24 protein-coding genes are annotated in these 26,426 nt (G+C 62.0%); 19 read left to right on the top strand and 5 right to left on the bottom strand.

What is annotated here, in order from left to right; all coding sequences use genetic code 11:
* The first annotated feature begins 1 nt into the window (after nucleotide 1).
* The 15 genes from sdhA (at nucleotide 2) to lpdA (ending at nucleotide 16,973) form a co-directional block, all read left to right on the top strand.
* The gene (sdhA, locus tag HX898_RS13015) at nucleotides 2-1,843 is read left to right on the top strand and encodes a succinate dehydrogenase flavoprotein subunit (RefSeq protein WP_028743656.1); all 1,842 of its coding nucleotides are present in this window, start codon (nucleotides 2-4) and stop codon (nucleotides 1,841-1,843) included.
* A gap of 18 nt (nucleotides 1,844-1,861) precedes the next feature.
* Nucleotides 1,862-2,641, top strand: a complete 780-nt coding sequence (locus HX898_RS13010) for a succinate dehydrogenase iron-sulfur subunit (RefSeq protein WP_003567268.1) — start codon at nucleotides 1,862-1,864, stop codon at nucleotides 2,639-2,641.
* 382 nt (nucleotides 2,642-3,023) lie between these two features.
* Complete coding sequence (locus HX898_RS13005) at nucleotides 3,024-3,539, top strand: protease inhibitor Inh/omp19 family protein (protein ID WP_011653815.1); 516 nt, start codon at nucleotides 3,024-3,026, stop codon at nucleotides 3,537-3,539.
* 47 nt (nucleotides 3,540-3,586) lie between these two features.
* The gene (gene zapE, locus HX898_RS13000) at nucleotides 3,587-4,750 is read left to right on the top strand and encodes a cell division protein ZapE (RefSeq protein ID WP_138389499.1); all 1,164 of its coding nucleotides are present in this window, start codon (nucleotides 3,587-3,589) and stop codon (nucleotides 4,748-4,750) included.
* 177 nt (nucleotides 4,751-4,927) lie between these two features.
* The gene (gene mdh, locus HX898_RS12995; protein WP_003543522.1) at nucleotides 4,928-5,890 is read left to right on the top strand and encodes a malate dehydrogenase; all 963 of its coding nucleotides are present in this window, start codon (nucleotides 4,928-4,930) and stop codon (nucleotides 5,888-5,890) included.
* Nucleotides 5,891-5,926: 36 nt separating this feature from the next.
* Nucleotides 5,927-7,120 carry an ADP-forming succinate--CoA ligase subunit beta gene (gene sucC, locus HX898_RS12990; protein ID WP_138389500.1) on the top strand — a complete coding sequence of 398 codons (1,194 nt, stop codon included), beginning with the start codon at nucleotides 5,927-5,929 and terminating at the stop codon, nucleotides 7,118-7,120.
* A gap of 19 nt (nucleotides 7,121-7,139) precedes the next feature.
* Entirely contained in the window at nucleotides 7,140-8,042 is a 903-nt protein-coding gene (gene sucD, locus HX898_RS12985; protein WP_020051980.1) for a succinate--CoA ligase subunit alpha, read from the top strand.
* Between the two features lie 173 nt (nucleotides 8,043-8,215).
* A complete protein-coding gene (locus tag HX898_RS12980) occupies nucleotides 8,216-11,200 on the top strand; it encodes a 2-oxoglutarate dehydrogenase E1 component (RefSeq protein WP_138389501.1) in 2,985 nt (994 codons plus the stop codon).
* 15 nt (nucleotides 11,201-11,215) lie between these two features.
* Nucleotides 11,216-11,524 (top strand): YciI family protein, encoded by a 309-nt coding sequence (locus tag HX898_RS12975; RefSeq protein ID WP_033181816.1) that lies wholly within the window; start codon nucleotides 11,216-11,218, stop codon nucleotides 11,522-11,524.
* Nucleotides 11,525-11,563: 39 nt separating this feature from the next.
* A complete protein-coding gene (gene odhB, locus HX898_RS12970) occupies nucleotides 11,564-12,841 on the top strand; it encodes a 2-oxoglutarate dehydrogenase complex dihydrolipoyllysine-residue succinyltransferase (RefSeq protein ID WP_138389502.1) in 1,278 nt (425 codons plus the stop codon).
* A gap of 13 nt (nucleotides 12,842-12,854) precedes the next feature.
* Nucleotides 12,855-13,604, top strand: coding sequence for a DUF4241 domain-containing protein (locus tag HX898_RS12965; protein WP_171600177.1), 750 nt, complete (start codon nucleotides 12,855-12,857; stop codon nucleotides 13,602-13,604).
* Nucleotides 13,601-14,131, top strand: coding sequence for a hypothetical protein (locus HX898_RS12960; protein ID WP_180194818.1), 531 nt, complete (start codon nucleotides 13,601-13,603; stop codon nucleotides 14,129-14,131). Before HX898_RS12965 ends, HX898_RS12960 begins: the two co-directional genes overlap by 4 nt.
* Nucleotides 14,128-14,880 (top strand): SDR family oxidoreductase, encoded by a 753-nt coding sequence (locus tag HX898_RS12955; RefSeq protein WP_138389505.1) that lies wholly within the window; start codon nucleotides 14,128-14,130, stop codon nucleotides 14,878-14,880. The genes HX898_RS12960 and HX898_RS12955 overlap by 4 nt, the downstream gene beginning before the upstream one ends.
* A 20-nt stretch (nucleotides 14,881-14,900) precedes the next feature.
* Nucleotides 14,901-15,539: a LysE family transporter gene (locus tag HX898_RS12950; RefSeq protein WP_138331765.1), complete on the top strand. Its 639-nt coding sequence runs from the start codon at nucleotides 14,901-14,903 to the stop codon at nucleotides 15,537-15,539.
* A gap of 27 nt (nucleotides 15,540-15,566) precedes the next feature.
* Nucleotides 15,567-16,973, top strand: coding sequence for a dihydrolipoyl dehydrogenase (gene lpdA / locus HX898_RS12945; RefSeq protein WP_180194817.1), 1,407 nt, complete (start codon nucleotides 15,567-15,569; stop codon nucleotides 16,971-16,973).
* A gap of 128 nt (nucleotides 16,974-17,101) precedes the next feature.
* On the opposite strand, the gene HX898_RS12940 is transcribed toward lpdA, so the two are convergent.
* Entirely contained in the window at nucleotides 17,102-18,178 is a 1,077-nt protein-coding gene (locus HX898_RS12940; RefSeq protein ID WP_180194816.1) for a TraB/GumN family protein, read from the bottom strand.
* A gap of 189 nt (nucleotides 18,179-18,367) precedes the next feature.
* Nucleotides 18,368-19,303: a tyrosine recombinase XerC gene (locus HX898_RS12935; protein ID WP_138389508.1), complete on the bottom strand. Its 936-nt coding sequence runs from the start codon at nucleotides 19,301-19,303 to the stop codon at nucleotides 18,368-18,370.
* 139 nt (nucleotides 19,304-19,442) lie between these two features.
* On the opposite strand from HX898_RS12935, the gene HX898_RS12930 reads away from it, so the two are divergent.
* Complete coding sequence (locus tag HX898_RS12930) at nucleotides 19,443-20,393, top strand: GNAT family N-acetyltransferase (RefSeq protein ID WP_138389509.1); 951 nt, start codon at nucleotides 19,443-19,445, stop codon at nucleotides 20,391-20,393.
* A 14-nt stretch (nucleotides 20,394-20,407) separates the two neighbouring features.
* Complete coding sequence (locus HX898_RS12925; protein WP_138389510.1) at nucleotides 20,408-20,905, top strand: GNAT family N-acetyltransferase; 498 nt, start codon at nucleotides 20,408-20,410, stop codon at nucleotides 20,903-20,905.
* On the opposite strand, the gene HX898_RS12920 is transcribed toward HX898_RS12925, so the two are convergent.
* Genes HX898_RS12920 through HX898_RS12910 form a run of 3 tightly spaced genes read right to left on the bottom strand, consistent with a single transcriptional unit; the run spans nucleotide 20,886 to nucleotide 24,414 of the window.
* Nucleotides 20,886-21,818: a dihydrodipicolinate synthase family protein gene (locus HX898_RS12920; protein WP_138389511.1), complete on the bottom strand. Its 933-nt coding sequence runs from the start codon at nucleotides 21,816-21,818 to the stop codon at nucleotides 20,886-20,888. The genes HX898_RS12925 and HX898_RS12920 overlap by 20 nt on opposite strands.
* Nucleotides 21,819-21,832: 14 nt before the next feature.
* Nucleotides 21,833-22,705 carry an amidohydrolase family protein gene (locus HX898_RS12915; RefSeq protein ID WP_180194815.1) on the bottom strand — a complete coding sequence of 291 codons (873 nt, stop codon included), beginning with the start codon at nucleotides 22,703-22,705 and terminating at the stop codon, nucleotides 21,833-21,835.
* Nucleotides 22,702-24,414, bottom strand: a complete 1,713-nt coding sequence (locus HX898_RS12910; RefSeq protein WP_138389513.1) for an IlvD/Edd family dehydratase — start codon at nucleotides 24,412-24,414, stop codon at nucleotides 22,702-22,704. The genes HX898_RS12915 and HX898_RS12910 overlap by 4 nt, the downstream gene beginning before the upstream one ends.
* Nucleotides 24,415-24,654: 240 nt before the next feature.
* Between HX898_RS12910 and HX898_RS12905 the strand changes: the two genes are divergently transcribed.
* A complete protein-coding gene (locus tag HX898_RS12905; RefSeq protein WP_138389514.1) occupies nucleotides 24,655-25,680 on the top strand; it encodes a Gfo/Idh/MocA family oxidoreductase in 1,026 nt (341 codons plus the stop codon).
* Nucleotides 25,681-25,710: 30 nt separating this feature from the next.
* Nucleotides 25,711-26,382 (top strand): GntR family transcriptional regulator, encoded by a 672-nt coding sequence (locus HX898_RS12900; RefSeq protein WP_017962371.1) that lies wholly within the window; start codon nucleotides 25,711-25,713, stop codon nucleotides 26,380-26,382.
* The last annotated feature ends 44 nt before the right edge of the window (nucleotides 26,383-26,426 follow it).

The following is a 26,426-nucleotide window of genomic DNA, read 5'->3' as shown; positions in this document are numbered from 1 at the left end:
TATGGCACCGACTTCACCCGCCCAGAATGGCAAAGCCTACAAATATGTCGATCACTCCTACGACGTGATTGTCGTCGGCGCCGGCGGCGCCGGGCTGCGCGCCACGCTCGGCATGGCCGAGCAGGGTTTCCGCACGGCCTGCATCACCAAGGTATTCCCGACCCGCTCGCATACGGTCGCGGCCCAGGGCGGCATCGCCGCCTCGCTGCGCAACATGACGCCGGATAGCTGGCAGTGGCACCTCTACGACACCGTCAAGGGTTCCGACTGGCTCGGCGACGTCGACGCCATGCAGTATCTCACCATGGAAGCGCCGAAGGCGGTCTATGAGCTCGAGCATTACGGCGTGCCGTTCTCGCGCAACGAGGAAGGCAAGATCTATCAGCGCCCGTTCGGCGGCCACATGCAGAATTACGGCGAAGGCCCGCCGGTACAGCGCACCTGCGCCGTTGCCGACCGTACCGGCCACGCCATCCTGCATACGCTCTACGGCCAGTCGCTGCGCAACAATGCCGAGTTCTTCATCGAGTATTTTGCGCTCGACCTGATCATGTCGGAAGACGGCAGCCGCTGCACCGGCGTCATCGCCTGGTGCCTGGATGACGGCACGATCCATCGCTTCGCCGCCAAGATGGTGGTGCTGGCGACCGGTGGCTACGGCCGCGCCTATTTCTCGGCAACGTCAGCCCATACCTGCACCGGCGACGGCGGCGGCATGGTGGCGCGCGCCGGCCTGCCGCTGCAGGACATGGAATTCGTTCAGTTCCATCCGACCGGCATCTACGGTTCGGGCTGTCTGATCACCGAAGGCGCGCGCGGCGAAGGCGGTTACCTCGTCAACTCCGAGGGCGAGCGCTTCATGGAACGTTACGCCCCTTCGGCCAAGGACCTTGCCTCGCGTGACGTCGTTTCGCGCTGCATGACGCTTGAGATCCGCGAGGGCCGCGGTGTCGGCAAGGCGAAGGACCACATCTTCCTGCATCTCGACCACCTCGATCCGGCCGTTCTTCATGAACGCCTGCCGGGGATTTCCGAGAGCGCCAAGATCTTCGCAGGCGTCGACGTCACGCGCGAACCGATCCCGGTTCTGCCGACCGTTCACTACAATATGGGCGGCATTCCCACGAATTATTGGGGCGAAGTGCTGAACGCCGACGGTGCCAATCCGGAACGGATCATTCCCGGCCTGATGGCTGTGGGTGAAGCCGGCTGTGCCTCGGTGCACGGCGCCAACCGCCTCGGCTCCAATTCGCTGATCGACCTCGTGGTCTTCGGCCGGGCCGCTGCGATCCGCGCCGGCGAGGTGATCGACCGCGCAGCGCCGATCCCGCATCTCAACGTCGCAGCCTGCGACAAGATCATGGACCGTTTCGACGGTTTGCGTCACGCCAGCGGCGGCACGCCGACGGCGGAACTGCGCGAGAAGATGCAGCGCGCCATGCAGGAAGACGCCGCGGTGTTCCGGACGCAGGAATCGCTGGAATCCGGTTGCCGGCGCATCTCGGCAATCTGGGGCGAGATGAAGGACATCAAGGTCACCGACCGCTCGATGATCTGGAACTCGGATCTGGTCGAGACGCTGGAGCTGCAGAACCTGATGGCCAACGCCATCACGACGATCTACGGCGCCGAGGCCCGCAAGGAGAGCCGCGGTTCGCATGCCCGCGAAGATTATACCGAGGGTGCATTCGCTGGCCGCGACGACGTCAACTGGCGCAAGCACACACTCGCCTGGGTGAACGAGGCAGGCGATGTGAAACTCGACTATCGTCCTGTTCACACCGAGCTCATTGCCGAAGGTATCGATCCGCACAAGATCGAGCCGAAGGCTCGCGTGTACTGATCTCAAGAGGAACCGGACATGGTTGAACTCGCTCTCCCCAAGAATTCTCAGATGCGCGAAGGCAAGGTCTGGCCGAAGCCGGCGGGTGCCAAGAACACCCGCGAATTCCGCGTCTACCGCTGGAGCCCGGATGACGGTCAGAACCCGTCGATCGATACCTTCTATATCGATGTCGACGATTGCGGGCCGATGGTGCTCGACGGTCTTCTCTACATCAAGAACAAGATCGATCCGACGCTGACGCTGCGCCGCTCCTGTCGCGAGGGCATCTGCGGCTCCTGCGCGATGAATATCGACGGCACGAACACGCTCGCCTGCACCAAGGGCCTCGACGATATCAAGGGTGCGGTGAAGATCTATCCGCTGCCGCATCTGCCCGTCGTCAAGGATCTGGTTCCCGACCTCACCAACTTCTATGCCCAGCATCGTTCGATCGAGCCATGGCTGAAGACGGTGTCGCCGGCGCCGGCCAAGGAATGGAAGCAGAGCCACGAGGACCGGCAGAAGCTTGACGGCCTCTATGAATGCATCCTTTGCGCCTGTTGCTCGACCTCCTGTCCGAGCTACTGGTGGAACGGCGACCGCTATCTCGGTCCGGCCGTTCTGCTGCAGGCCTATCGCTGGCTGATCGATTCCCGAGACGAGGCGACCGGCGAGCGCCTCGACAATCTTGAGGATCCGTTCCGCCTCTATCGCTGCCACACGATCATGAACTGCGCGCAGACCTGCCCGAAGGGCCTCAACCCGGCCAAGGCGATCGCCGAAATCAAGAAGATGATGGTCGAGCGCCGGGTTTGATCGGCGTGCAGGCCGATGGCGGAATGACGGCTTCGATCCCGAAGCCGTCACCGAGATCTGCTCGCGGCTCCTCAGTGGTGCGCGGATAGACAGCCGATCGGTGCTGGTGAAATCCTCCTGCAGAACTCTCTGGAGCGGTATTCCGAGACATTGCGCGAGTTCGACAGGGATCCTGACAGAGATGAACGCGCGCAACACCTTGCTGACAAATTCTGTGTGCAGGAAGTTTTGCAGCGGGACAGTTGAACTGTATCGTTTTTCGGTTAGTTGTTGTCACGGGCAATTTATGCAGCACGACTTGATTAACCAAATCGAATTACGATAATCGGACTTGTCTCACGCCCGTTTCTCTACGGCGATAGCCGAATTCAGGAGTATGATGATGCAGTTGCGATATGCGATGACAGGTCTGGTGGTGGTTCTGTCGCTAGCCGGTTGTCAGCGTACGGCATATGATTACAGCTCCAACGCCAGTGCCGGCCCGGCGCCGTTGACGGCGCAGCCGGTGCCCTCGGTGCAGGGCGGGCAGCTTCCGCCGCCGACCGGCGGCTCGCAGTTTCCGGCCGCGCCGACGACAACGGCGCCGATGCCGGGCGCTGAGCCTGGTGCAATGGCCGCGAATGCGCTCGATATCACCAAGGAATCGATGGTCGGAAGCTGGCGCGTCAACGGTAGCTGCGACATGTTCCTGACGCTCACCAATCTCGGCAGCGGTTCGCGCGGCGGAACGCGTGGCTGTGTCGGCGAGCTGACGGCGATGGGCTCCTGGGAGGTCGCCGGCAAGCAGGTGCTGCTCAAGGACCGCTCGGGCAACCAGCTGGGCAGCGTCTACAAGACGGCCGACAACCGCTTCCAGGGACAGACGAGCACAGGCCAGTCGATCAGTCTCAGCCGGTAAATGTTCCGGCGGGTCTCCTGCGATGACTGACAGGCGGATATGCCCTCATGCAACCAATGCCGGATTATGCGCTCAGCGTCTGCGAACAGCTTAAAGCGCTGACCGCATCGGGCGCACTCCAGGTCGATTCCGCCCAGATGGACGTGGCAAAGAGCCTCGACCGGGTGCTTGCCGGCCTGAAGCAGCGGCGGCCGGCGGCAAAATCGAGCGCGCTCGGCTGGCTGTTTGCCGCCAAGAAGAAATCCGCCGACGGCATCAAGGGGCTTTACATCCACGGCAGCGTCGGGCGCGGCAAGACCATGCTGATGGACATGTTTTTCGCGATGGCGCCGTGCAGGAAGAAACGGCGGGCGCATTTCCACGAATTTATGGCGGATGTGCACAACCGCATTGCAGCGCACCGGCTGAAGCTCAAGAACGGCGAGACGAAGCAGGCCGATCCGATGCCGCCGGTCGCCGCAGCGCTTTACGACGAGGCAGAACTGCTCTGCTTCGACGAGTTCACGGTCACCGACATCGCCGACGCGATGATCCTGTCGCGGCTGTTCTCCGAGCTTTTTGCGCGCGGATGCGTGCTGGTCGCGACCTCGAACGTCGAGCCCGACAATCTCTACACGGATGGTCTCAATCGCGGCCTCTTCCTGCCCTTCGTCGCCTTGCTCAAGCAGCATGTCGATGTCGTCAGCCTGGATTCACCGACCGACTACCGGATGGAGAGGCTGAGCAGCCAGCCGGTCTATCTGGTGCCGATCAACGAGCATAACGACATGGCGATGGATGCGTCCTGGACGCAGGCGCTGCATGGGCGCAAGGCGCAGCCGCTGGATATCCCGATGAAGGGGCGCCACATCCATGTGCCGCTCGCCGTCGACCGCATGGCGCGGTTTTCTTTCGCCGATCTTTGCGACAAACCGCTCGGGGCGGTCGACTTTCTGGCCATCGCCGAGCGTTTCGATACGGTCTTCGTCGATCACATTCCCTTGCTCGGGCCGGAAAAGCGGAACCAGATCAAACGGTTCATCATTATGGTCGATACGTTCTACGATCATGCCGTGCGGCTTTACATTTCCGCAGCGGCGATGCCGGAGGAACTGCTGCTGCAACGTCGGGGCACCGAGGGCTTCGAATTCGACCGCACGGCGTCGCGCCTGTTCGAGATGCGCAGTGCGGAATATCTTGCGCTGCACCATGAGAAACGCGCCGCAGAGTAACAATTCGGTGACAGAATACCTTACGTTTACGTAAGAATTTTTGTATCTAAACGATTGAAAACGCTGCATCAAAAATAATGAATTGCCATTTTTTGGCTTTGGGTCTATGCGATTGCGTCATTGGGCGGTGCCTTGCGCGTCCGTTCGACGAATTTGATCGCAAAGGAAACAGCGAAAATGGCGCGTAACAAGATCGCACTCATTGGTTCTGGCATGATTGGTGGCACGCTGGCGCACCTCGCCGGCCTGAAGGAACTGGGCGACATCGTTCTCTTCGACATCGCGGACGGCATTCCCCAGGGCAAGGGTCTCGATATTTCCCAGTCGTCGCCGGTCGAAGGCTTCGACGTCAATCTGACAGGCGCCAGCGACTATTCCGCGATCGAAGGCGCTGACGTCTGCATCGTCACGGCGGGCGTCGCCCGCAAGCCCGGCATGAGCCGCGATGACCTTCTCGGCATCAACCTCAAGGTCATGGAGCAGGTCGGTGCCGGCATCAAGAAATATGCCCCCAACGCCTTCGTGATCTGCATCACCAATCCGCTCGACGCCATGGTCTGGGCGCTGCAGAAGTTTTCCGGCCTTCCTGCCAACAAGGTCGTCGGCATGGCCGGCGTTCTCGACTCCTCGCGCTTTCGCCTCTTCCTCGCCAAGGAATTCAACGTGTCCGTCCAGGACGTCACGGCCTTCGTTCTCGGCGGCCATGGCGACACGATGGTGCCGCTCGCCCGCTATTCGACGGTTGGCGGCATTCCGCTCACCGATCTCGTCACCATGGGCTGGGTCACCAAGGAGCGCCTCGAAGAGATCATCCAGCGCACCCGTGACGGCGGCGCCGAAATCGTTGGCCTGCTGAAGACCGGCTCGGCCTATTACGCCCCGGCCGCCTCGGCGATCGAGATGGCCGAATCCTACCTCAAGGACAAGAAGCGCGTTCTGCCCTGCGCGGCCCACCTCTCCGGTCAGTACGGCGTCAAGGACATGTATGTCGGCGTTCCCACCGTCATCGGCGCCGGCGGCGTCGAGCGCATCATCGAGATCGATCTCAACAAGACCGAGAAGGAAGCCTTCGACAAGTCCGTCGGCGCCGTCGCCGGTCTCTGCGAAGCCTGCATCAACATCGCGCCTGCGCTCAAGTAGTCGATGGGCTGAAGTAATCGAAACAGGGATACACCCATGAACATTCATGAATATCAGGCCAAGGCTCTGCTGAAGGGCTATGGCGCGCCGGTTGCCGAAGGTGTCGCTATTCTCAAGGTTGAAGAAGCAGAGGCTGCCGCCAAGTCGCTTCCCGGTCCGCTTTACGTGGTCAAGAGCCAGATCCATGCCGGCGGCCGCGGCAAGGGCAAGTTCAAGGAACTGTCGCCGGAAGCCAAGGGCGGCGTGCGTCTCGCCAAGTCGATCGACGAAGTGGTCGCCCATGCCAAGGAAATGCTGGGCAACACGCTGGTGACGGCGCAGACCGGCGAAGCCGGCAAGCAGGTCAACCGCCTTTACATCGAAGACGGCGCCGACATCGCTCGCGAACTCTATTGCTCGCTGCTGGTCGACCGCTCGGTCGGTCGCGTGGCTTTCGTGGTCTCCACTGAAGGCGGCATGGACATCGAAGCTGTCGCTCACGACACGCCTGAGAAGATCCAGACGATCGCCATCGATCCGGAAGCCGGCGTGACGGCTGCCGACGTTGCTGCGATCTCCAAGGCTTTTCAGCTCGAGGGTGCTGCCGCCGAAGACGCCAAGACGCTTTTCCCATTGCTCTACAAGGCCTTCGGCGAGAAGGACATGGCTCTGCTGGAGATCAATCCGCTGATCGTCATGAAGGATGGCCACCTGCGCGTCCTCGATGCCAAGATGTCTTTCGATGGCAATGCGCTCTTCCGTCACGACGACGTCAAGACGCTGCGCGACGAGACCGAAGAAGACGCCAAGGAAATCGAGGCCTCGAAGTGGGACCTCGCCTATGTCGCGCTCGACGGCAACATCGGCTGCATGGTCAACGGTGCAGGCCTTGCCATGGCGACGATGGACATCATCAAGCTCTACGGCAAGGAGCCGGCTAACTTCTGCGACGTCGGCGGCGGCGCCGGCAAGGAGAAGGTTGCTGCAGCTTTCAAGATCATCACCGCGGACCCCAAGGTCGAAGGCATTCTCGTCAACATCTTCGGCGGCATCATGAAGTGCGACGTCATTGCCGAGGGTGTCATTGCCGCGGTCAAGGAAGTCGGCCTCAAGGTTCCGCTCGTCGTGCGTCTTGAAGGCACCAATGTCGAGCTCGGCAAGAAGATCCTGAACGAGTCGGGTCTGGCGATCACGGCGGCCGACGACTTGGACGATGCGGCCAAGAAGATCGTCGCGGCGATCAACGGCTAATTTTGAAGGATCTGAAAGAATGTCTATTCTCGTCAATAAAGACACCAAGGTCCTCGTTCAGGGTCTGACCGGCAAGACCGGCACGTTCCACACCGAACAGGCGCTTGCTTACTACGGCACCCAGATGGTCGGCGGTATCCATCCGAAGAAGGGTGGCGAAACCTGGACCGGCGCAAAGGGCGAAAGCCTGCCGATCTTTGCAACCGTTGCCGAGGGCAAGGAAAAGACCGGCGCCAACGCGACCGTCATCTATGTTCCGCCGGCAGGAGCCGCCGATGCGATCATCGAGGCGATCGACGCCGAGATCCCGTTCATCACCTGCATCACCGAAGGCATCCCGGTCATGGACATGGTGCGGGTCAAGGCTCGCCTCGACCGCTCCACGTCGCGCCTGCTCGGTCCGAACTGCCCGGGTATCATGACGCCGGAAGAATGCAAGATCGGCATCATGCCGGGCTCGATCTTCCGCAAGGGTTCGGTCGGTATCGTTTCCCGCTCGGGCACGCTGACCTATGAAGCCGTGTTCCAGACCTCCAATGAAGGTCTCGGCCAGACGACGGCCGTCGGCATCGGCGGCGACCCGGTCAAGGGCACCGAGTTCATCGACGTCCTGGAAATGTTCCTGGCCGATGAAGCGACCCAGTCGATCATTATGATCGGCGAAATTGGTGGTGCGGCTGAAGAAGACGCAGCGCAGTTCCTCAAGGACGAAGCCAAGAAGGGCCGCAAGAAGCCGATGGCTGGCTTCATTGCCGGCCGTACGGCGCCGAAGGGCCGCACCATGGGCCATGCCGGCGCTGTGGTTTCCGGCGGCAAGGGCGATGCGGAATCGAAGATCGCGGCGATGGAATCGGCAGGCATCAAAGTATCGCCCTCTCCGGCCCGCCTCGGCAAGACGCTGGTTGAAGTCCTCAAGGGCTAAGCCACCTATATAGACCGGGCGGAGGAACGGCATCTGCGTCTTCCGCCCGGCCTCGACAACACGAGACTCAGCAGATGCGCCGCGGACAGGCGGCAATCGGAATGCGGCAGCCGGCCATCAAGCCGGCAAATTCATCAAAGTCAGGAGGCGGACGGAAGCGTCCGCATATCACCATGGCACGGCAAGAAGCCAACGAGCAGTTTCAGATCACCTCGTTTCTGGATGGCGCCAACGCTGCCTATATCGAGCAGCTCTACGCGCGGTACGAAGAAGATCCCGCATCGGTCGACGATCAGTGGCGGTCCTTCTTCAAGGCGCTGGAGGAGGATCCCAGCGATGTGAAAAGGGCGGCCAAGGGCGCTTCCTGGCGCAAGAAGAACTGGCCGCTTCAGGCAAGCGGCGATCTGGTATCGGCTCTCGATGGCGACTGGGGCATCGTCGAGAAGGTGATCGAGACCAAGGTCAAGGCCAAGGCCGAAGCTCAGGGCAAGCCTGCTGACAGCACCGAGGTGCTGCAGGCGACGCGCGATTCCGTGCGCGCCATCATGATGATCCGCGCCTACCGCATGCGCGGCCACTTGCACGCCAAGCTCGACCCGCTCGGCATCGCCGCTCCCGTTGACGACTATCACGAGCTCTCGGCGGAGAATTACGGCTTCACGGCTGCCGATTACGACCGTAAGATCTTCATCGACAACGTGCTCGGCCTGGAATACGCGACCATCCGCGAGATGATCGAAATCCTCGAGCGCACCTATTGCTCGACGCTCGGCGTCGAATTCATGCATATCTCCAATCCTGAAGAGAAGGCCTGGATCCAGGAGCGCATCGAAGGACCGGACAAGGGTGTGGCCTTCACGCCGGAAGGCAAGAAGGCGATCCTTGCCAAGCTCGTCGAAGCCGAAGGCTACGAGCAGTTCCTCGACGTCAAGTTCAAGGGCACGAAGCGTTTCGGCCTCGACGGCGGCGAATCGCTGATCCCGGCGCTGGAACAGATCCTCAAGCGTGGCAGCCAGCTCGGCCTCAAGGAGGCCCTGTTCGGCATGGCCCATCGCGGCCGCCTGAACGTGCTCTCCCAGGTCATGGGCAAGCCGCACCGGGCGATCTTCCACGAGTTCAAGGGCGGCTCGGCCGCTCCCGACGAGGTCGAGGGCTCGGGTGACGTCAAGTACCATCTCGGCGCTTCCTCAGACCGCGAATTCGACGGCAATAAGATCCACGTTTCGCTGACGGCGAACCCGTCGCATCTCGAAATCGTCGATCCTGTCGTCATGGGCAAGGCCCGCGCCAAGCAGGACATGAATGCCACGGTCTGGGACGGTGACATCATCCCGCTTTCCGAACGCGCCAAGGTTCTGCCGCTGCTGATCCACGGCGACGCGGCCTTTGCCGGCCAGGGTGTCATTGCCGAAATCCTCGGCCTTTCCGGTCTGCGCGGCCATCGTGTCGCCGGCACCATGCATGTGATCATCAACAACCAGATCGGCTTCACCACGAACCCGGCCTTCTCGCGCTCGTCGCCCTATCCGTCCGACGTCGCCAAGATGATCGAGGCGCCGATCCTGCACGTCAACGGCGACGATCCGGAAGCGGTGGTCTATGGGGCGAAGATCGCCACCGAATTCCGTATGAAGTTCCACAAGCCTGTGGTGCTCGACCTGTTCTGCTATCGCCGCTACGGCCACAATGAAGGCGACGAACCGTCCTTCACGCAGCCGAAGATGTACAAGGTGATCCGCGCCCACAAGACCGTGCTGCAGCTCTACGCGGCCCGTCTCGTCGCCGAGGGCCTGCTCACCGAAGGTGAGGTCGAGAAGATGAAGGCCGATTGGCGCCTCCACCTCGAGCAGGAGTTCGAAGCCGGCCAGCAGTACAAGCCGAACAAGGCCGATTGGCTGGACGGCGAGTGGTCGGGCCTGCGCACGGCCGACAATGCCGACGAGCAGCGCCGCGGCAAGACCGCTGTGCCGATGAAGACGCTGAAGGAGATCGGCCGCAAGCTGTCGGAGATCCCGGCGGGCTTCAATGCGCACCGGACGATCCAGCGCTTCATGGAAAACCGCGCCAATATGATCACCACCGGCGAGGGTATCGACTGGGCGATGGCCGAAGCGCTCTCCTTCGGCGCGCTCTGCGTCGAAGGCAGCAAGATCCGCCTCTCCGGCCAGGATTGCGAACGCGGCACCTTCTCGCAGCGCCACTCGGTTCTCTATGATCAGGAAACCGAAGAACGCTACATCCCGCTCGCCAATCTTTCGCCGACGCAGGGGCGCTACGAAGTCATCAATTCGATGCTTTCGGAAGAGGCCGTGCTCGGTTTCGAATACGGCTATTCGCTTGCCCGCCCGAATGCGCTGACGCTCTGGGAAGCGCAGTTCGGCGATTTCGCCAACGGCGCGCAGGTGGTCTTCGACCAGTTCATCTCGTCGGGCGAACGCAAGTGGCTGCGCATGTCGGGCCTCGTCTGCCTGCTGCCGCATGGCTATGAAGGTCAGGGTCCGGAACATTCCTCGGCCCGCCTCGAGCGTTTCCTGCAGCTTTGCGCCGAAGACAACATGCAGGTCGCCAACGTGACGACGCCGGCGAACTACTTCCACATCCTGCGCCGGCAGCTGAAGCGCGACTTCCGCAAGCCGCTGATCCTGATGACGCCGAAGTCGCTGCTGCGCCACAAGCGGGCGGTCTCGACGCTTGCCGAAATGGCCGGCGAATCCGCCTTCCATCGCCTTCTCTGGGACGATGCCGAGGTGATCAAGGACGGCCCGATCAAGCTGCAAAAGGACAACAAGATCCGCCGCGTCGTCATGTGCTCCGGCAAGGTCTATTACGATCTCCTCGAAGAGCGTGAAAAGCGCGGCATCGACGACATCTATCTCTTACGTGTCGAACAGCTCTATCCGTTCCCGGCAAAGGCGCTGATCAACGAGCTGTCGCGCTTCCGCAATGCCGAGATGGTCTGGTGCCAGGAAGAGCCGAAGAACATGGGCGCATGGTCGTTCATCGACCCCTTCCTCGAATGGGTGCTCGCCCATATCGACGCGAAGTACCAGCGCGTCCGTTATACCGGCCGTCCGGCCGCCGCCTCGCCGGCGACGGGCCTGATGTCCAAGCATCTGTCGCAGCTCGCCGCATTCCTCGAGGATGCATTGGGCGGTTAAAACAAGGGGGGCGCAATGGCTTATTTCTTTCTGAGACTGCAGCCGCCGCGCCCCACTTTCCCGCATGACGGGACCGGGGAGGAAATGGCGGCGATGAAACGCCATGCCGAATACTGGCATCGGAACGCTCTTGCGGGATCGGCGATCATCGTCGGCCCCGTCTTCGAGGGTGAAGGCGCCTGGGGCATGGCGATCGTCGAGGTCGAGGATCAGGCGGCGGCGCAGCTTCTTGCCGACGGCGATCCGATCATCGCTTCCGGTTTCGGTTTCCGCTTCGATATCCTGCCGATGCCCTCGATCATCTCGCGGCCGCCCGCCGTCTGAAACGCATAAACGAAAACACACGAAATCAGGATCTGAACAATGGCCACAGAAATCCGCGTTCCAACTCTCGGTGAATCCGTCAGCGAGGCAACCGTCGGCACCTGGTTCAAGAAGGTCGGCGACGCCATCAAGGCCGACGAGCCGATTCTCGAGCTTGAAACCGACAAGGTGACCATCGAAGTTCCAGCACCCGCCTCCGGCACGCTTTCGGAAATCGTCGTTGCCGCCGGCGAGACCGTCGGCCTCGGCGCGCTGCTCGGCCAGATCGCCGAAGGTGCCGCCGCTGCCGCCGCGCCGGCTGCCGCTGCACCGACCGCCGCTCCTGCTGCTCCGGTTCCCGCCCAACCGGCCGCTGCTGCTCCGGCCCAGCCGGCGGTTGCCGCCGCCGCTGCGTCGTCATCGAGCGCCTCCGTCTCCACCATGCCGCCGGCGCCTGCGGCTTCGAAGATGCTTGCCGAAAACAACCTTTCCGCCGATCAGGTCGACGGTAGCGGCAAGCGCGGCCAGGTGCTGAAGGGCGATGTCATCGCCGCCGTCGCCAAGGGCATTTCCGCTCCGGCGGCCGCACCTGCGGCGACGCCTGCCGCCGCGCGCGGCCCGTCGACGGTCGAGGATGCCTCGCGCGAAGAGCGCGTGAAGATGACGCGCCTGCGCCAGACGATCGCCAAGCGCCTCAAGGATGCGCAGAACACCGCCGCCATGCTGACCACCTACAACGAGGTGGACATGAAGGCGGTCATGGACCTGCGCAACAAGTACAAGGACATTTTCGAGAAGAAGCACGGCGTCAAGCTCGGCTTCATGGGCTTCTTCACCAAGGCGGTGACGCATGCGCTGAAGGAATTGCCGGCCGTCAACGCCGAAATTGACGGCACTGACGTCATCTACAAGAACTACTGCCATGTCGGCATGGCCGTCGGCACGGACAAAGGCCTCGTCGTTCCCGTCATCCGCGACGCCGACCAGATGTCGATCGCCGAAATTGAGAAGGAGCTCGGCCGTCTTGCCAAGGCAGCCCGTGATGGCTCGCTCTCTATGGCCGACATGCAGGGCGGCACTTTCACCATCACCAATGGCGGCGTCTACGGTTCGCTGATGTCTTCGCCGATCCTCAACGCACCGCAGTCCGGCATTCTCGGCATGCACAAGATCCAGGAGCGGCCGGTTGCGATCGGCGGTCAGGTCGTCATCCGCCCGATGATGTATCTGGCGCTGTCCTATGATCACCGCATGGTCGACGGCAAGGAAGCGGTCACCTTCCTCGTGCGCGTCAAGGAAAGCCTGGAAGATCCTGAACGTCTGGTTCTCGATCTCTAAGGGAGCGCTTTCGATGCGGAACCGGATCATGCGAGCGGCGCGTCTTCTTCTTTGCGCTGCCGCCGCGCATGTCCCGGTCGCCGCATCGGCTGCCGGCTGGGATATCGCCAAGGCAAGCAGCAATTTCGAGCTGGTGGCGCTTGGTGATGCCGAGCTTTCCGGCCGGTCGATCGGCGTGATCCATATGGGCAATGTCGAGCTGACATCGGGGCGCATCGTTGCAGCCGATCCCCTCGCTCAGCCCGACCGTCCGGCACTCGCAAGAACGGTTGCGCCTGGCGAGTATCCGGTGACGCTCTACCAGGCCTTCGGGCGCATCGCCGCTGCCAGCATGCGGTTTGCCGAGGGCAAGCCGGATCGTTGGGAGCTTGCGGTCCTGCCAGGGCAGGACCTGGCGACGCTGAAGGACGGCGAGATCTTCGGCTACCCCGTCGATGCCGGCCTCGGCTGCTACATGGATGCCGATACGCTTGATTTGATCGGAGAGCGTGAGGCCCAGGTGCAGGTGCAGAAACCGGATTCCGACGTCAACTATTACGACGACGTGCTGGCGTCGGACCTCGACGCCAACAAGGGCATCTATGCGCTGCACCGGCCGGTCGCCGGCAGACGAGGCAATGTCGCGGTGTTCTGGAGCGGCTGGGGCGACGGTTTCTATCCGGTCTTCTGGGGGCTCGACAGGGATGGCCGCGCGCTGGTGCTGCTGACGGATTTCAGCGTTGTCGAGAATGCCGACGGGCGGAAGGAGCCGAAGCTGCAATGAGCGGAAGGACCGGGATCACGACGAGACGGACAGGCGTGGCTGCAATCGCAGCCGCCGCGTTTTTTGTCGTTCCGGCGTCCACCTTCGGTGCCGCATGCAAGCAGGAACAGGCTGTCTACGCCGATCGCGACGGTGCCTATGAATTGCGCTTTTCACCGCTGAATTCTCCATCGGCTGCCGCCAGCAACCAGTTCAAGGTCAGCGCGCTGAAGACACCTGTCGTGATGGAAGGTTATGTCATGCCGTCGGAAGATCCGGTGCGCGCCATCGGCATCCTGATGTTCAACTGTCCCGAGGGTGATGCGACCGGCGCCGATCTCAATGCCTGCACGGTCTGGCAGGGCGCCGTCTATGGCATGGATGCCGAGGGCGAGATGGACAATCTGCAGCCCGAAGGTGCGGCGGCGGCTGAAAAACTCGTGCTTCCCGGCCTTGGTCCTGCCATCCGCGAATCCAGCGCCTGGGGCGAGGGCAAGGCTACGGTGGCACCCTGGGACGTGCTGACATTTAAGGAGTGTGCGACATGAGCGATGCACCTGTTGTTCTCATTACCGGCGGAAGCCGGGGTATCGGCGCCGCGGCTTCACGGCTCGCCGCGCGCCAGGGCTGGCGTGTCGCGGTGAACTACGCCGCCAACCGCCAAGCCGCGGATGCCGTCGTTGCGGCGGTCGTTGGGGATGGCGGCGAGGCCGTGGCGATCCAGGGCGATGTCGGCAAGGCTGCGGATATTGTCTCGATGTTTACGGCAGTCGACCGGCATTTCGGCCGGCTCGACGGGCTCGTCAACAATGCCGGCATCGTCGACTATCCCCAGCGCGTCGACGAGATGTCGGCAGAGCGGATCGAGCGCATGCTGCGCGTCAATGTGACAGGCTCGATACTCTGCGCCGCGGAGGCCATACGCCGCATGTCGAGCCGGCATGGCGGGAAGGGCGGGGCGATCGTCAACATCTCGTCGATGGCGGCGATTCTTGGTTCGGCGACGCAGTATGTCGATTATGCCGCTTCGAAGGCAGCGATCGACACCTTCACCGTCGGGCTGGCACGCGAGGTCGCTGCCGAGGGCATCCGCGTGAATGCGATAAGGCCAGGCGTCATCGAAACCGACCTCCATGCCTCCGGTGGCCTGCCGGATCGGCCGCGCGAGCTGGCGCCGTCGATCCCGATGCAGCGCGCGGGCACGCCCGAGGAGGTGGCGGATGCGATCCTCTATCTTCTTTCACCTTCGGCTTCCTATATAACCGGCGCGATCCTCAATGTGAGCGGCGGCCGCTAGAACGACGGGCGAAAAACAGCATGCAGTATATTCTCGAATTCCTCGGCCTGATGGCCGTCTTTTCGATCTTCATCGTCGTGCCGGGCGCCGATTTCGCCGTTATCCTGCGCCAGAGCATCGTGCATGGGCGACGCGCCGCCATCATGACCGGGCTCGGCATGGGCTTCTCCCTGCTTTTCCATATCAGCTACACCATTCTCGGCCTCGGCCTGATCGTATCGAAATCACTGATGCTGTTTGCCGCCATCAAATGGGCGGGCGTCGCCTATCTGGTCTATCTCGGCATCAAGTCGTTCCGCGAACCGGGATTCAAGGTGCAGGACATCGAGGTGACGGCCGAAGACCGCAAGCCAGTCTCGATGCTGAAGTGCCTGGGCATGGGTTTCATCACCAATGCGCTGAACCCGAAGCCGGTGCTGTTCTTCCTGTCGCTGTTTTCGACGCTCGTCCATCACGACACGCCGGCGCTGATCCAGTTCTCCTATGGCATCGGCATGGCGACGGCGTTGGTCGCCTGGTTTGCCGGCGTCTCCTATTTCTTCACGGTCAAGGCGATCCGTGACCGCTTCATCGCCAGCGGCAAATGGTTCAACCGCATCACCGGAGCGGCACTTGTCGGCTTCGGCTTCCGCCTCGCTTTGTCGCGCGCGGCCGATTAAACGAAAAAATCCAAAGGGAAAGAAGCAATGTCCTACGATGTGATCATTATCGGAACCGGCCCGGGCGGCTATGTCTGCGCCGTCAAGGCGGCCCAGCTTGGCCTCAAGGTCGCCGTCGTCGAAAGGCGGGCGACCTATGGCGGCACCTGCCTGAACGTCGGCTGCATTCCGTCGAAGGCGCTGCTGCATGCCTCCGAAATGTTCCATCAGGCCGGCCACGGGATGAGCGCGCTCGGCATCGACGTCTCGGCGCCGACGCTCAATCTCGGCAATATGATGGCCCACAAGGATGCGACGGTGAAGTCGAATGTCGACGGCGTCGCTTTCCTCTTCAAGAAGAACAAGATCGATGCCTTCCAGGGCACCGGCAAGATCGTCTCGGCCGGCAAGGTTTCCGTCACCGCCGATGACGGCAAGGTGCAGGAGATCGAAGGCAAGAACATTGTCATCGCCACCGGCTCCGACGTCGCCGGCATTCCCGGCGTGCAGGTCGAGATCGATGAAAAGACCATCATCTCGTCCACCGGCGGCATTGCGCTGGAGAAGGTGCCGGAAACGCTGATCGTCGTCGGCGGCGGCGTCATTGGCCTCGAGCTCGGTTCCGTCTGGTCGCGCCTCGGCGCCAAAGTCACCGTCGTCGAATATCTCGACACCATCCTTGGCGGCATGGACGGCGAAGTCTCCAAGCAATTCCAGCGTATGCTCGCCAAGCAGGGCATCGATTTCAATCTCAGCGCCAAGGTCACCGGCGTCGAAAAGGTCGACAAGGGCGCCAAGGTCACTTTCGAGCCCGTCAAGGGCGGCGACAAGGTGACGCTCGACGCCGAGGTCGTGCTGATCGCCACCGGCCGCAAGCCCTACACGGCGGGCCTAGGCCTCGAAGAGGCCGGTGTTACGCTCGACAATCGCGGCCGTGTCGAGATCGACGGTCACTTCAAGACCAATGTCGCCGGCATCTATGCGATCGGCGATGTGGTCAAGGGTCCGATGCTGGCGCACAAGGCGGAAGACGAGGGCGTGGCGCTTGCCGAAATCCTCGCCGGGCAGCATGGCCATGTGAACTACGAGGTCATTCCGAGCGTCGTCTACACCCAGCCGGAAATCGCTTCCGTCGGCAAGACCGAGGAAGAGCTGAAGGCGGCGGGCGTCGCCTACAAGGTCGGCAAGTTCCCATTCACGGCGAACGGCCGGGCGCGTGCGATGCTGGCAACGGACGGCTTCGTCAAGATCCTTGCCGACAAGGAAACCGACCGGGTGCTCGGCGGCCATATCGTCGGCTTCGGCGCCGGCGAGATGATCCACGAGATCGCCGTGCTGATGGAGTTCGGCGGTTCGTCGGAAGATCTCGGCCGTACCTGCCACGCGCATCCGACCATGTCGGAAGCGGTGAAAGAGGCTGCGCTCGCAACCTTCTTCAAGCCGATCCATATGTGATCTTACCTATTCGCAACAACGCATGCAGCCGCTTGCCGTGAGGCAGGCGGCTGTTTTATTGGGTGTGTATCGGCGCTGTTGGAAAGCAGCGTGCTCAGTCGAATGACGACCAGCTGGCCGCCGCGGCCTCAGTTCACCGCCGTCACGGTGAAGCCCTGCTGGCGCAGCAGTTCGATGACGCCTTCCTTGCCGGGCAGATGCAGGGCGCCGACGGCCATGAAGACGTTGCCACCGTCGAGGATCGGCGCGGCGCGCTCGGCCATCACCTTGTTACGGTCAAGGATGACGCGCTGCTCGAAAGCGGCATAATCGCTGTTTTCGCCTTCTTCCTCCGGTGTCACGGTTTTCAACATCGGCATGGTCATGCCGATATCACCGGAGAGGTAGAGGTCGGTCATCGTCTCGACGACATCGCTCATCTTGTCGCCGAGTTCCAGCGTCTCGATCAGCGACTTCAGATGGAATTCGACCGGCAGATCGGCCATGGCCTGGATCTGTTCGGCAAGGGTTTCCAGCCCCTTGACCTGTTTGCCCTGAGCAATGGCATCGGTGGCGATCTTCTGGTCGAGGAACTGCGCGCCTTTTGCCTTGCGGGCGATTTCGCAGGCCGGCAGGGCGACGGCGCTCGAAATCATCCAGGGCCGCATCCGGGAAACGGCGCTGATCGGGATACCGCGCTGCTTGAGGCCGGTTTCGAGACGCTTGTAATCCTCGGGGGAAAGCAGCTTGTCGATCGTCGTGCCGTCGGTGAACATCGTCAGCTCCGGCTTTGCGAGCAGGGCGGCGGTCGCCTTCCGCTCATCGAGGATCTCGTCGGATTCGATGATGATCGTGTCGGCGGCGTCGTGGGCTGCTTGGGCGCGCGGCGGCAAGGCCAGCACGCGCGGATCGGTGACATGCATGCTGCCGAGCAGCCACGAGGGTGCCAATCCCGGCTTCTCGATCTTCCAGAAGATACCCTTGCCGTTCGGCGTGGCGTCGGCTTCCTTCAGCGCCTCTGCGTAGCGGGCAGGGTCGTTCTGCTGCAGCTCGACCATCAGATTGCGGCCGGTGCAGGCGACGTCTTCGGCCGCTGCCGGCCTTGCAGTCAGGAAGGCGGCAAACAGGGCGGCAAGAAGCAGAATGTGAAAGGCTGCGATCAGCCAGAGCAACAGATTGGCCGGCACTGCGAGGTAAGACGTCCGGCGGCCGATTGATGTCGTCATGATGGGTGTTCCGATCACATGCTATAGGCTTCATGCTCTACGCCTGGCTTGCGCATATTCCTTTAAGAGAATGCCTTAACGAGAGCTTAAAGCGCCTCACATTCAATCGCATCCATGCGATGCGCTTTAAGCCTATCGTTTATGCAAGTCGTTGCCCCATAACCGCTGCGCACTTTTGGGCGACATCCATTACGCTCGCGGATGCGCCCGATCATACACCTCGAGCAGCCGCGATGCATCGACGCCGGTATAGACCTGCGTTGTGGAAAGGCTGGCATGGCCGAGCAATTCCTGGATGGTGCGCAGATCACCGCCACCGGCAAGCAGGTGGGTGGCGAAGGAGTGGCGCAGTGCATGCGGTGTCGCCGTCTCAGGCAGACCGAAGGCGCTGCGCATCTTCTGCATCGTGCGCTGGATGATCGCCGCTTGCAGCTTGCCGCCGCGAGCGCCGCGAAACAGCGGTTCTCCGCTTTCGAGATGATATGGGCAGAGCGCTCGGTATCTCTCGACCGCGTCGAAAACCACAGAGAGCAACGGCACCAGCCGCGTCTTGTTGCCCTTGCCGGTGACGCGGAGAGCCGTTGCGCCCTTCTGCAGGTCGGCGGGAGTCAGATCCAGCGCTTCGGAGATGCGCAGGCCGCAGCCGTAGAGCAGCGTCATGACAGCGGCGTCGCGCGCAGCAATCCAGGGCTCGTCATGGAGCTGGGCGTCGTCGCTGACGACGGTGATCGCCTGGGTGTCCGACAGCGGCTTGGGCAGTGATTTCGGTTGTTTCGGGGAGCGCACCGCGCCGGCGCCGGCGGCGTTGACCAAGCCCTTCTTTTCGAGATGGCGCAGCAGCGAGCGAAGACCGGCGAGATTGCGGCCGAGCGATCGGGCGCCGGTGCCCTGTTTGCGCCGGGCCGCCAGGAAGGCGCGGAAATCGGCGGAGCGCAACTCCCTGATATCGCCAAGCGTCACCGGGCCGGCGAGATGGCCGGTCAGAAAGGTCAGGAACTGGCGGGTATCACGCTCGTAAGCGTCGAGCGTGTGCTCGGAAAGACGGCGCTCACTGGCGAGGTTTTCGAGCCACGCGGCCCGTTCCGTCATCAGGCGCTGATCGGCGATAACAAGCAGTTCGTTCACGTTGCGGGCCTTGATTTTGCCTTCAAGTCCGCCAATTTGGAGCAGGAACAGTTATGGAATTGATAATGCCGGCCAAGCCTTTGTCATCCTTCGATCATATTCAACTGCGATAGCTTATACCCCATAGACAGGATCTTTCATGGCACGGCGCGATTCCATGACGGCTTTCGGACAGCTCGCGGAAGCGATCGCTCTCGTTTCACAGGGAAAGCCCGGTCATATCGTCGATACGCTGATTGCTGAACGCGGCCAGAGGATCGTGAAAAATCCGCTTTGGCCGGTCATGCGGCCGTTCCTCTACACGCTGCTGCGCTATAACAAGGCGCTCGAATTCGCCAATGCGGTCGCCAAAATGCCGGGCTTCCAGTCGTTCGAATATCTGAGCGATGTGCTGAAGCTTGACATCGGCATCACCAATGGCGAACGCATTCCTGATACCGGCGGCTTCCTCCTCGTCAGCAACCATCCGACCGGCATCGCCGACGGCGTTGCCGTCTTCGATCTTTTGAAAGCACGACGGCCGGACATGATGTTCTTTGCCAATCGCGATGCCATCCGCGTCAATCCGCGCTTTGCCGAGATGATCATTCCCGTCGAATGGCGGGAGGAGCATAAGAGCAAGCTGAAAGCGCGCGAAACGCTGCAGCTAACCAACCATGCGGTGAAGGAAGGCAAGGCGACAGTGCTCTTTCCCTCAGGCCGCATCGCCTATTGGGCGAACGGCCGGCTGAATGAGCGTCCATGGAAAACCTCGGCTGTCGGCCTGGCGCGCAAATACAATCTGCCGATCCTTCCCGTCCATATGACGGCACGCAATTCCGGCCTGTTCTACTGGCTGGCGAAATGGTCGACGGAGCTTCGCGACATGACCGTGTTCCACGAACTGTTGAACAAGCGCGGCGACCGCTTCGATTTCGTCATCGGCAATCTTATTCCGGCCGAACAGTTGGACGGCGACCTCAACGAGGTGACCAAGGCGCTGGAGAAACATACGGTGCAGGACATGGCTAGAGATGGAGACGCGAGTTTCGTTCCGGTCGGCCTGCCGGCTGCGGCGCCGCGCCGCGAGATTCCGGTTCCTGCAATCTAACCGCCAGGATTGCCATGACGATCGATATCCGCAGGCTCCGCGATCGATTGCCACAGGAGATCGCAGATCTCGAAAGCGAAGCCCGGCGGGAAGGCTATCTCCATCTCACCCGTCTTGTCGACGAATGGTCGACCGGCGACAACAGGTTCGATCGTGACGGCGAAAGGCTGCTTGGCGCCTATGCCGATGAGGTGCTCGCCGGCATCGGCGGCATGACTGTCGAAACGACCATGTCAGGGGTGCTGCGGATGCGGCGTTTCTACATTCGTCCCGCAATGCGCGGACGTGGCATCGGCCGGATGCTTGCTATGGCTCTGCTCGACCATGCGCGTTCCTTCTGCACCGTCGTCTCCGTTCATGCGGGAAACGAGGGTGCGGCGAGGTTCTGGGAGTCGCTCGGGTTTCAGCCTCACGGACGAGATGGACATACCCATCTGCTCGCGCTGCAGCGCCATAGCGATGATCCAGCGGCTTCGGATTTGCGCCAGTGTGTTACGCCCCGATCTCCTTGATGCGGATGGCCTGGCGCGCCAGCAAGCGCTCGACATCGGCAATATCCAGTGTCGAGAGCTTGGCGCCCGGCTTGCGCAGGGTGGCGGACTTGATCACACCGCGCTTGGCAAGCACATATTTGCGCGAGGCAAGGCCGATGCCCTGTTGCTGTTCATAGCGGGCGAGCGGCAGATAGGCATCGAAGATCGCATGGGCGCGATCGGGATTTCCGGCTGCATAGGCCTCGACGACACCAACCATCATCTCGGGATAACAAAAGCCGGTCATGGCGCCATCGGCGCCGCGGCCCATCTCTTCGGGCAGGAAAAGCCCGCCATTGCCGCAGAGGATCGAGATACGCCGCATGGCGCCCTTGTCGCTGGCGGCGCGAAGTGCTGAGATTTTCGACAGCCCCGGCCAATCTTCATGTTTGAGCATGACGCAGTTCGGCACCTCGTTGACGATGCGCTCGATGACTTTGGGCGCGATCGTCACATTGGTGGTGAGCGGATAATCCTGCAGCACGAAGGGCGTATCGCCGAGGGCCTCGCCGACCGACTGGTAGAAGGCGAAAGCCTGATCGTCGGTCTTGACGGTCCAGGGTGGCGCGACCATGACGCCGGCGGCACCCCCGCCCATGACGGCTTCGGCGAGTTCGCTCATCGGCGCAAGCCCAGGCGCCGACACGCCGACGACGACGGGAAGGCGCCCGTCGAGGCGCTTCAGCACGCGCTCGACCACGATTCGCGATTCTTCGGCCGTCAGCTTCGGCGCCTCGCCCAGTTGGCCGAGCACGGTCAGGCCGGTAACGCCGGCGCCTTCATAGAAATCGACCATGCTGTCGATGCTGGCGAGATCGAGCGCGCCGTCATCGGTGAACGGGGTTACGGCGATCACATAGACGCCCTTGGCATCTTCAGTCAGTCTGGCCATTGGTGCTCTCCAATTCAGCGGCCGAAGAACAGCGCTTCGGCATTTCGAACAAAAATTTTTTCAGCAATCGCGGGTTCGCCGATGGCGGCCTGCATGGTCTCTACCAGCTCAGCGTCATCGGGCATGCCGTCCCACAATTCGGTGTGCGGCCAATCGCTGCCCCAGAGCAGCCTTTCCGCATGGCCGGCGGCAAGGGCGCTGCCGACCTCGGTGAAACCGTCGTAATTCACATCCTTCGTCAGACGATAGGGCGCGGTTACTTTGACGTAGGCCTCGGCTCTGTCCATCAGTCTTTTCAGCGCATCGACATGCAATGATCTCGTCTCGCTGGCAAGCGGAATGAAGCCGAGATGGTCGATGACGATGGGCAGGCGGATGCCGGACAGCGTTGCCGCAATATCGGGAAGTTGTTCGGGATTGATCTGCAACTGCAGCGACCAGCCGAGAGGGGCAATGCTTTGCGCCAATGTCCTGGCGGCGGCGAGCGGGAGGCCGCCCTTGTTGCGCGTATTGATCCGCACGCCGCGCACGCCGAGCCGGTCAAGCCGCTCTATCTCGGTCTCTGTGGTTTCGGGATCGATGACGACGATGCCACGCAGACGATCTGGATAGGCGGCAAGCGCCTCGAGCAGCACCCTGTTGTCGAGGCCATAGACGCTTGGCTGCACCAATACGCCCTTGGCGATGCCAAGGCTGCCGGAGAATTCGATCCAGTCGGAAATCGTCGCGATGTCAGGCGTGTAGCTGCGTGGGGTGTTGAGCGGAGCGCCGGCGCGAAAGACGTGGAAATGCGTATCGACCGTGCCTTGCGGCAGTGCCGCACGCGGCAGCCGCGTCAGCGACCGACGGGGCAGGCAAAGCGGTGCCTCCATATCAGCGGCGCTCATCGCGCGTCGAGCTCCTCGCTTTGCAGGAAGTCGAAGTCGGCGCCTTCGTCGGCCTGGAGCACGCGCTCCTGATAGAGCTTCGCATAGCCGCGCGACGGCGCAGGGGAAGGCCGGTTGACGACATCAAGCATGCGGCGATCGAATTCCGCCTGGTCGATATCGAGATCGATACGCCGGCCCTCGACGTCGAGGCGAATGCGATCGCCGGTGCGTACGATCGCCAGCGGGCCTCCATCGGCAGCCTCAGGCGCGATATGGAGAATGATCGTGCCGAAGGCCGTGCCGCTCATGCGGGCATCGGAAATCCGCACCATGTCCTTCACACCCTGCCGCGCGAGCTTGCGGGGGATGGGTAGATAGCCGGCTTCCGGCATGCCGGGCGCACCCTTTGGTCCGGCATTGCGCAGAACCAGAACGTTATCGGCATGGACGTCGAGATCGTCGCTGTCGATGCGCAGCGTCATATCCTCGACGGAATCGAAGACGACGGCGCGGCCGATATGCTGCAGCAGATCCTTGGAGGCAGCGGATTGTTTGATGACGGCGCCGCGCGGCGCAAGATTGCCGTGCAGGACGGCGATCGTCCCGATCGGCTTTAGCGGTTTCTCGACGGTGCGGATGATGGTCTGGCCCGGCTCGTCAACGACATCGTCGATGATCTCGCCGATCGTTCTGCCGTAGACCGTCGGAGCGTTGCCGTCGATTTCATGGCGCACCGCCTTCAACAGAGCCGGGACGCCGCCCGCCTCGTGGAACTGCTCCATATAATGCTGGCCGGAGGGCTGCAGGTCGACGAGCAGGGGAATGCTTCGGCCCAGCCGGTCGAGTTCGGCCATGTCGAGGCGTAGGCCGAGGCGGCCGGTGATTGCGGCAAGATGGACGACGGCATTGGTCGACCCGCCCATTGCCTGCAGCGCGACGAGACCGTTGCGGATTGCCTGCGGCGTCAGAATATCGCGCACCGTTGGGGCAGCCTCATCCATGGCGAGACGCGCGGCCACACGCCCCGTCTCCTCGGCGAGGCGGACCCGTTCGGATTCGACGGCGGGCGCCGAACCGGCGCGAGGGAGGCAGAGACCCATGACTTCGGTCAGGTTCGCCATGGTGCTCGCCGTGCCCATCACCGTGCAGGTGCCGATCGAGCTGGCCAGCTTGTTGTTGACCTCGGCGATCTCGGCCTCGTCGATCTCTCCGGCGCGGAAGCGTCCCCAGAAACGGCGACAATCCGTGCAGGCGCCAAGCCGTTCGCCCTTGTGGTGGCCGACGGCCATCGGGCCGGTCGGCAGGAAGATCGCCGGTATCTCGCTGCTGGCGGCCGCCATGATCTGGGCCGGCAGGGTCTTGTCGCAGCCGCCGATCAGGACGACGGCATCCATCGGCTGGGCGCGGATCATCTCTTCCGTTTCCATCGCCATCAGATTGCGCAGATACATCGAGGTCGGCGAGGCAAAGCTCTCGTGGATCGAGATCGTCGGAAACACCATGGGCATCGCACCCGCCAGCATCACGCCGCGCTTGGTTGCCTCGATGAGTTGCGGCACATTGCCGTGACAGGGATTGAAATCGCTGTAGGTATTGGCGATGCCGACGATCGGACGGTCGAGCGCATCGTCCGAATAACCCATGGCCTTGATGAATGCTTTGCGCAGGAAAAGGGAGAATCCCTGATCGCCATAACTCGTCAGCTTGCGGCGAAGACCGTTCGACAAACCTGTTCCTCCCTCGCCAAATTGATCCATGGCCGTGACGTCAGGGTAGAGGGATACGGATGATTGTCAATAAATAAGATGGCTCCACTGTATCGTATTTTTGGATTTCTTGGGCGATCACCATAAAATACAATGGTAATCTCCGAAATTGGCGCTTTCGTTCGGCAATCAAATGATTGGCTTTTGCGAAGAAGCGGGATAGATTATTGATAAAATGGGATTGAATACAGAGGAAGCGTAATGATGGGAACGGAACGACGGCGTATCGGCATTGTCGGTGCCGGCTGGGTCAGTGCCTACCATCTGCCTGCATGGATGCGGCAATCGGAAAGAGCCGAGGTCGTGGCGATTGCCGACCCGTCGCCAAGCGCCATCGAAGCCCGGCTTGCCGCCTTCGATATCGCGCGCAACTATACGAGCGTGCAGGCGATGCTGGATGCCGAGCAGCTCGATGCCGTTGATATCTGCGCGCCGCGGGAATTCCATGTCGAACTGGTCCGGCTGGCGGCGGCAAAAGGGCTCAACATCATCTGCCAGAAGCCGCTCGCACCCTCCTACGGCGAGGCGGTCGACCTGCTGGCAAGCCTTTCCGGCAGGGGCAGGCTGATGATCCACGAGAACTGGCGGTTTCGCGCCTATTATCGACGGCTGAAGGCGTGGCTCGACGAGGGACTCGCCGGCGAGATCCGCCATGTGCAGTTCGAATTCCTGTCCAGCGGCATGATCGCGGATTCGGAGGGAAGAAGGCCGGCGCTGATACGCCAGCCGTTCTTCCGGACGCAGGAGCGGCTGCTGGTCATGGAGGTCATGATCCATCATCTCGATACGCTGAGATATCTTCTGGGCGAGATGGAGGTGGTCAGCGCGCGGCTTGAGAGGAGCAATCGCGATATCGTCGCGGAGGATGTCGCAAGCGTCGTCCTGCGCCGGCTTAGCGACGGCGTTCTCGTCACCATCAATGCCAATCTCGCCGTGCATGGCGCGCCGCCGGCGCCGCGCGATCACCTACGCATCTTCGGGGCGCGCGGCACGCTCGAACTTAACGGCAATCTGCTCTCGGCTGAGGGTGCGCAGCAGCGCCGGGAAAGCTTCGATCCTGACGAGACCTACCAGGGCGCCTATGACGCGACCATTGCGCATTTCCTTGACAGCCTCGATGGAAAGGTCGCGATGGAGACATCGCCGGGCGATAACATCAAGACGCTTGCGCTTGTCGAGGATATCTATCGCCTGAGCCGGTTCGACCCGGGACGCAATCCACTGTAACATGGCCCGCCGCCGTCAGAGGAGATGACATTGCAGACGCTCAACGAAAGCCGCGAAGACGGCATCGAGCATGATGATCTAAGTATTGCCCGCGCGCTGGAGGAGGACATTATTTTCGGGCGGCTTGCGCCCGGAACCCGTCTGACCGAAGACACGCTCCTTGCCCGCTTTCATGTCACGCGCCATTTCGCCCGGCAGGCGATCGTGCAACTCGAGACGATGGGCATCGTCGTTCGGGAGCGCAACAAGGGGGCGACAGTCCGTTCGCTGACTGCTCGCCAGGTTCAGGAAATCTACGATGTGCGTGAGTTGCTGCAACGGCAGGCGGCGCTGTGGATAAAGCTGCCGGCACCCGAGGCATTGATCGAGGAACTGCTGGCGCTGCACGAGGAGCATGGCCGGCACATCGAATCCGGCTATCTCAGGGGAGTGCACGAGGCCAATGACAAGTTCCACCTGACGCTCTTCGGCGCCTGCGGCAATGCCCATCTGGTGCAATCGATCGAGCTCTATATGCGGCTCAGCCTGCCGGTTCGCGCCAATTCAATGTCGAGCAAGGAGTCGCTGCGCATCTCGCATGAGCACCACCGGCTGATGATCGAGATGCTGCGTGGTGGGGATAACTGGGTTCTCGCCCAGCTCTGCGTCGACCATTTGCAGCCGAGCAAGAAACGTTATCTTGCCTATGTCAGCGAGAATTGACCGGGTCGTTTGAAAGGGAGCGCAAACTTTCGATTGCGCTCCCT

Origin of the sequence: Rhizobium sp. WYCCWR 11128 (assembly GCF_013416305.1) — a bacterium.
Classification (GTDB): Bacteria; Pseudomonadota; Alphaproteobacteria; order Rhizobiales; family Rhizobiaceae; genus Rhizobium; species Rhizobium indicum.
This window is presented reverse-complemented; position numbering and strand designations above follow the sequence as displayed.

Excerpts from the sequence above, each read along its gene's own strand:
- sdhA (WP_028743656.1), top strand. The coding sequence starts at position 2 with ATGGCACCGACTTCACCCGCCCAGAATGGCAAAGCCTACAAATATGTC.
- HX898_RS13010 (WP_003567268.1), top strand. The coding sequence starts at position 1,862 with ATGGTTGAACTCGCTCTCCCCAAGAATTCTCAGATGCGCGAAGGCAAG.
- HX898_RS13005 (WP_011653815.1), top strand. The coding sequence starts at position 3,024 with ATGCAGTTGCGATATGCGATGACAGGTCTGGTGGTGGTTCTGTCGCTA.
- zapE (WP_138389499.1), top strand. The coding sequence starts at position 3,587 with ATGCAACCAATGCCGGATTATGCGCTCAGCGTCTGCGAACAGCTTAAA.
- mdh (WP_003543522.1), top strand. The coding sequence starts at position 4,928 with ATGGCGCGTAACAAGATCGCACTCATTGGTTCTGGCATGATTGGTGGC.
- sucC (WP_138389500.1), top strand. The coding sequence starts at position 5,927 with ATGAACATTCATGAATATCAGGCCAAGGCTCTGCTGAAGGGCTATGGC.
- sucD (WP_020051980.1), top strand. The coding sequence starts at position 7,140 with ATGTCTATTCTCGTCAATAAAGACACCAAGGTCCTCGTTCAGGGTCTG.
- HX898_RS12980 (WP_138389501.1), top strand. The coding sequence starts at position 8,216 with ATGGCACGGCAAGAAGCCAACGAGCAGTTTCAGATCACCTCGTTTCTG.
- HX898_RS12975 (WP_033181816.1), top strand. The coding sequence starts at position 11,216 with ATGGCTTATTTCTTTCTGAGACTGCAGCCGCCGCGCCCCACTTTCCCG.
- odhB (WP_138389502.1), top strand. The coding sequence starts at position 11,564 with ATGGCCACAGAAATCCGCGTTCCAACTCTCGGTGAATCCGTCAGCGAG.
- HX898_RS12965 (WP_171600177.1), top strand. The coding sequence starts at position 12,855 with ATGCGGAACCGGATCATGCGAGCGGCGCGTCTTCTTCTTTGCGCTGCC.
- HX898_RS12960 (WP_180194818.1), top strand. The coding sequence starts at position 13,601 with ATGAGCGGAAGGACCGGGATCACGACGAGACGGACAGGCGTGGCTGCA.
- HX898_RS12955 (WP_138389505.1), top strand. The coding sequence starts at position 14,128 with ATGAGCGATGCACCTGTTGTTCTCATTACCGGCGGAAGCCGGGGTATC.
- HX898_RS12950 (WP_138331765.1), top strand. The coding sequence starts at position 14,901 with ATGCAGTATATTCTCGAATTCCTCGGCCTGATGGCCGTCTTTTCGATC.
- lpdA (WP_180194817.1), top strand. The coding sequence starts at position 15,567 with ATGTCCTACGATGTGATCATTATCGGAACCGGCCCGGGCGGCTATGTC.
- HX898_RS12940 (WP_180194816.1), bottom strand. The coding sequence starts at position 18,178 with ATGACGACATCAATCGGCCGCCGGACGTCTTACCTCGCAGTGCCGGCC.
- HX898_RS12930 (WP_138389509.1), top strand. The coding sequence starts at position 19,443 with ATGGCACGGCGCGATTCCATGACGGCTTTCGGACAGCTCGCGGAAGCG.
- HX898_RS12925 (WP_138389510.1), top strand. The coding sequence starts at position 20,408 with ATGACGATCGATATCCGCAGGCTCCGCGATCGATTGCCACAGGAGATC.
- HX898_RS12920 (WP_138389511.1), bottom strand. The coding sequence starts at position 21,818 with ATGGCCAGACTGACTGAAGATGCCAAGGGCGTCTATGTGATCGCCGTA.
- HX898_RS12915 (WP_180194815.1), bottom strand. The coding sequence starts at position 22,705 with ATGAGCGCCGCTGATATGGAGGCACCGCTTTGCCTGCCCCGTCGGTCG.
- HX898_RS12905 (WP_138389514.1), top strand. The coding sequence starts at position 24,655 with ATGATGGGAACGGAACGACGGCGTATCGGCATTGTCGGTGCCGGCTGG.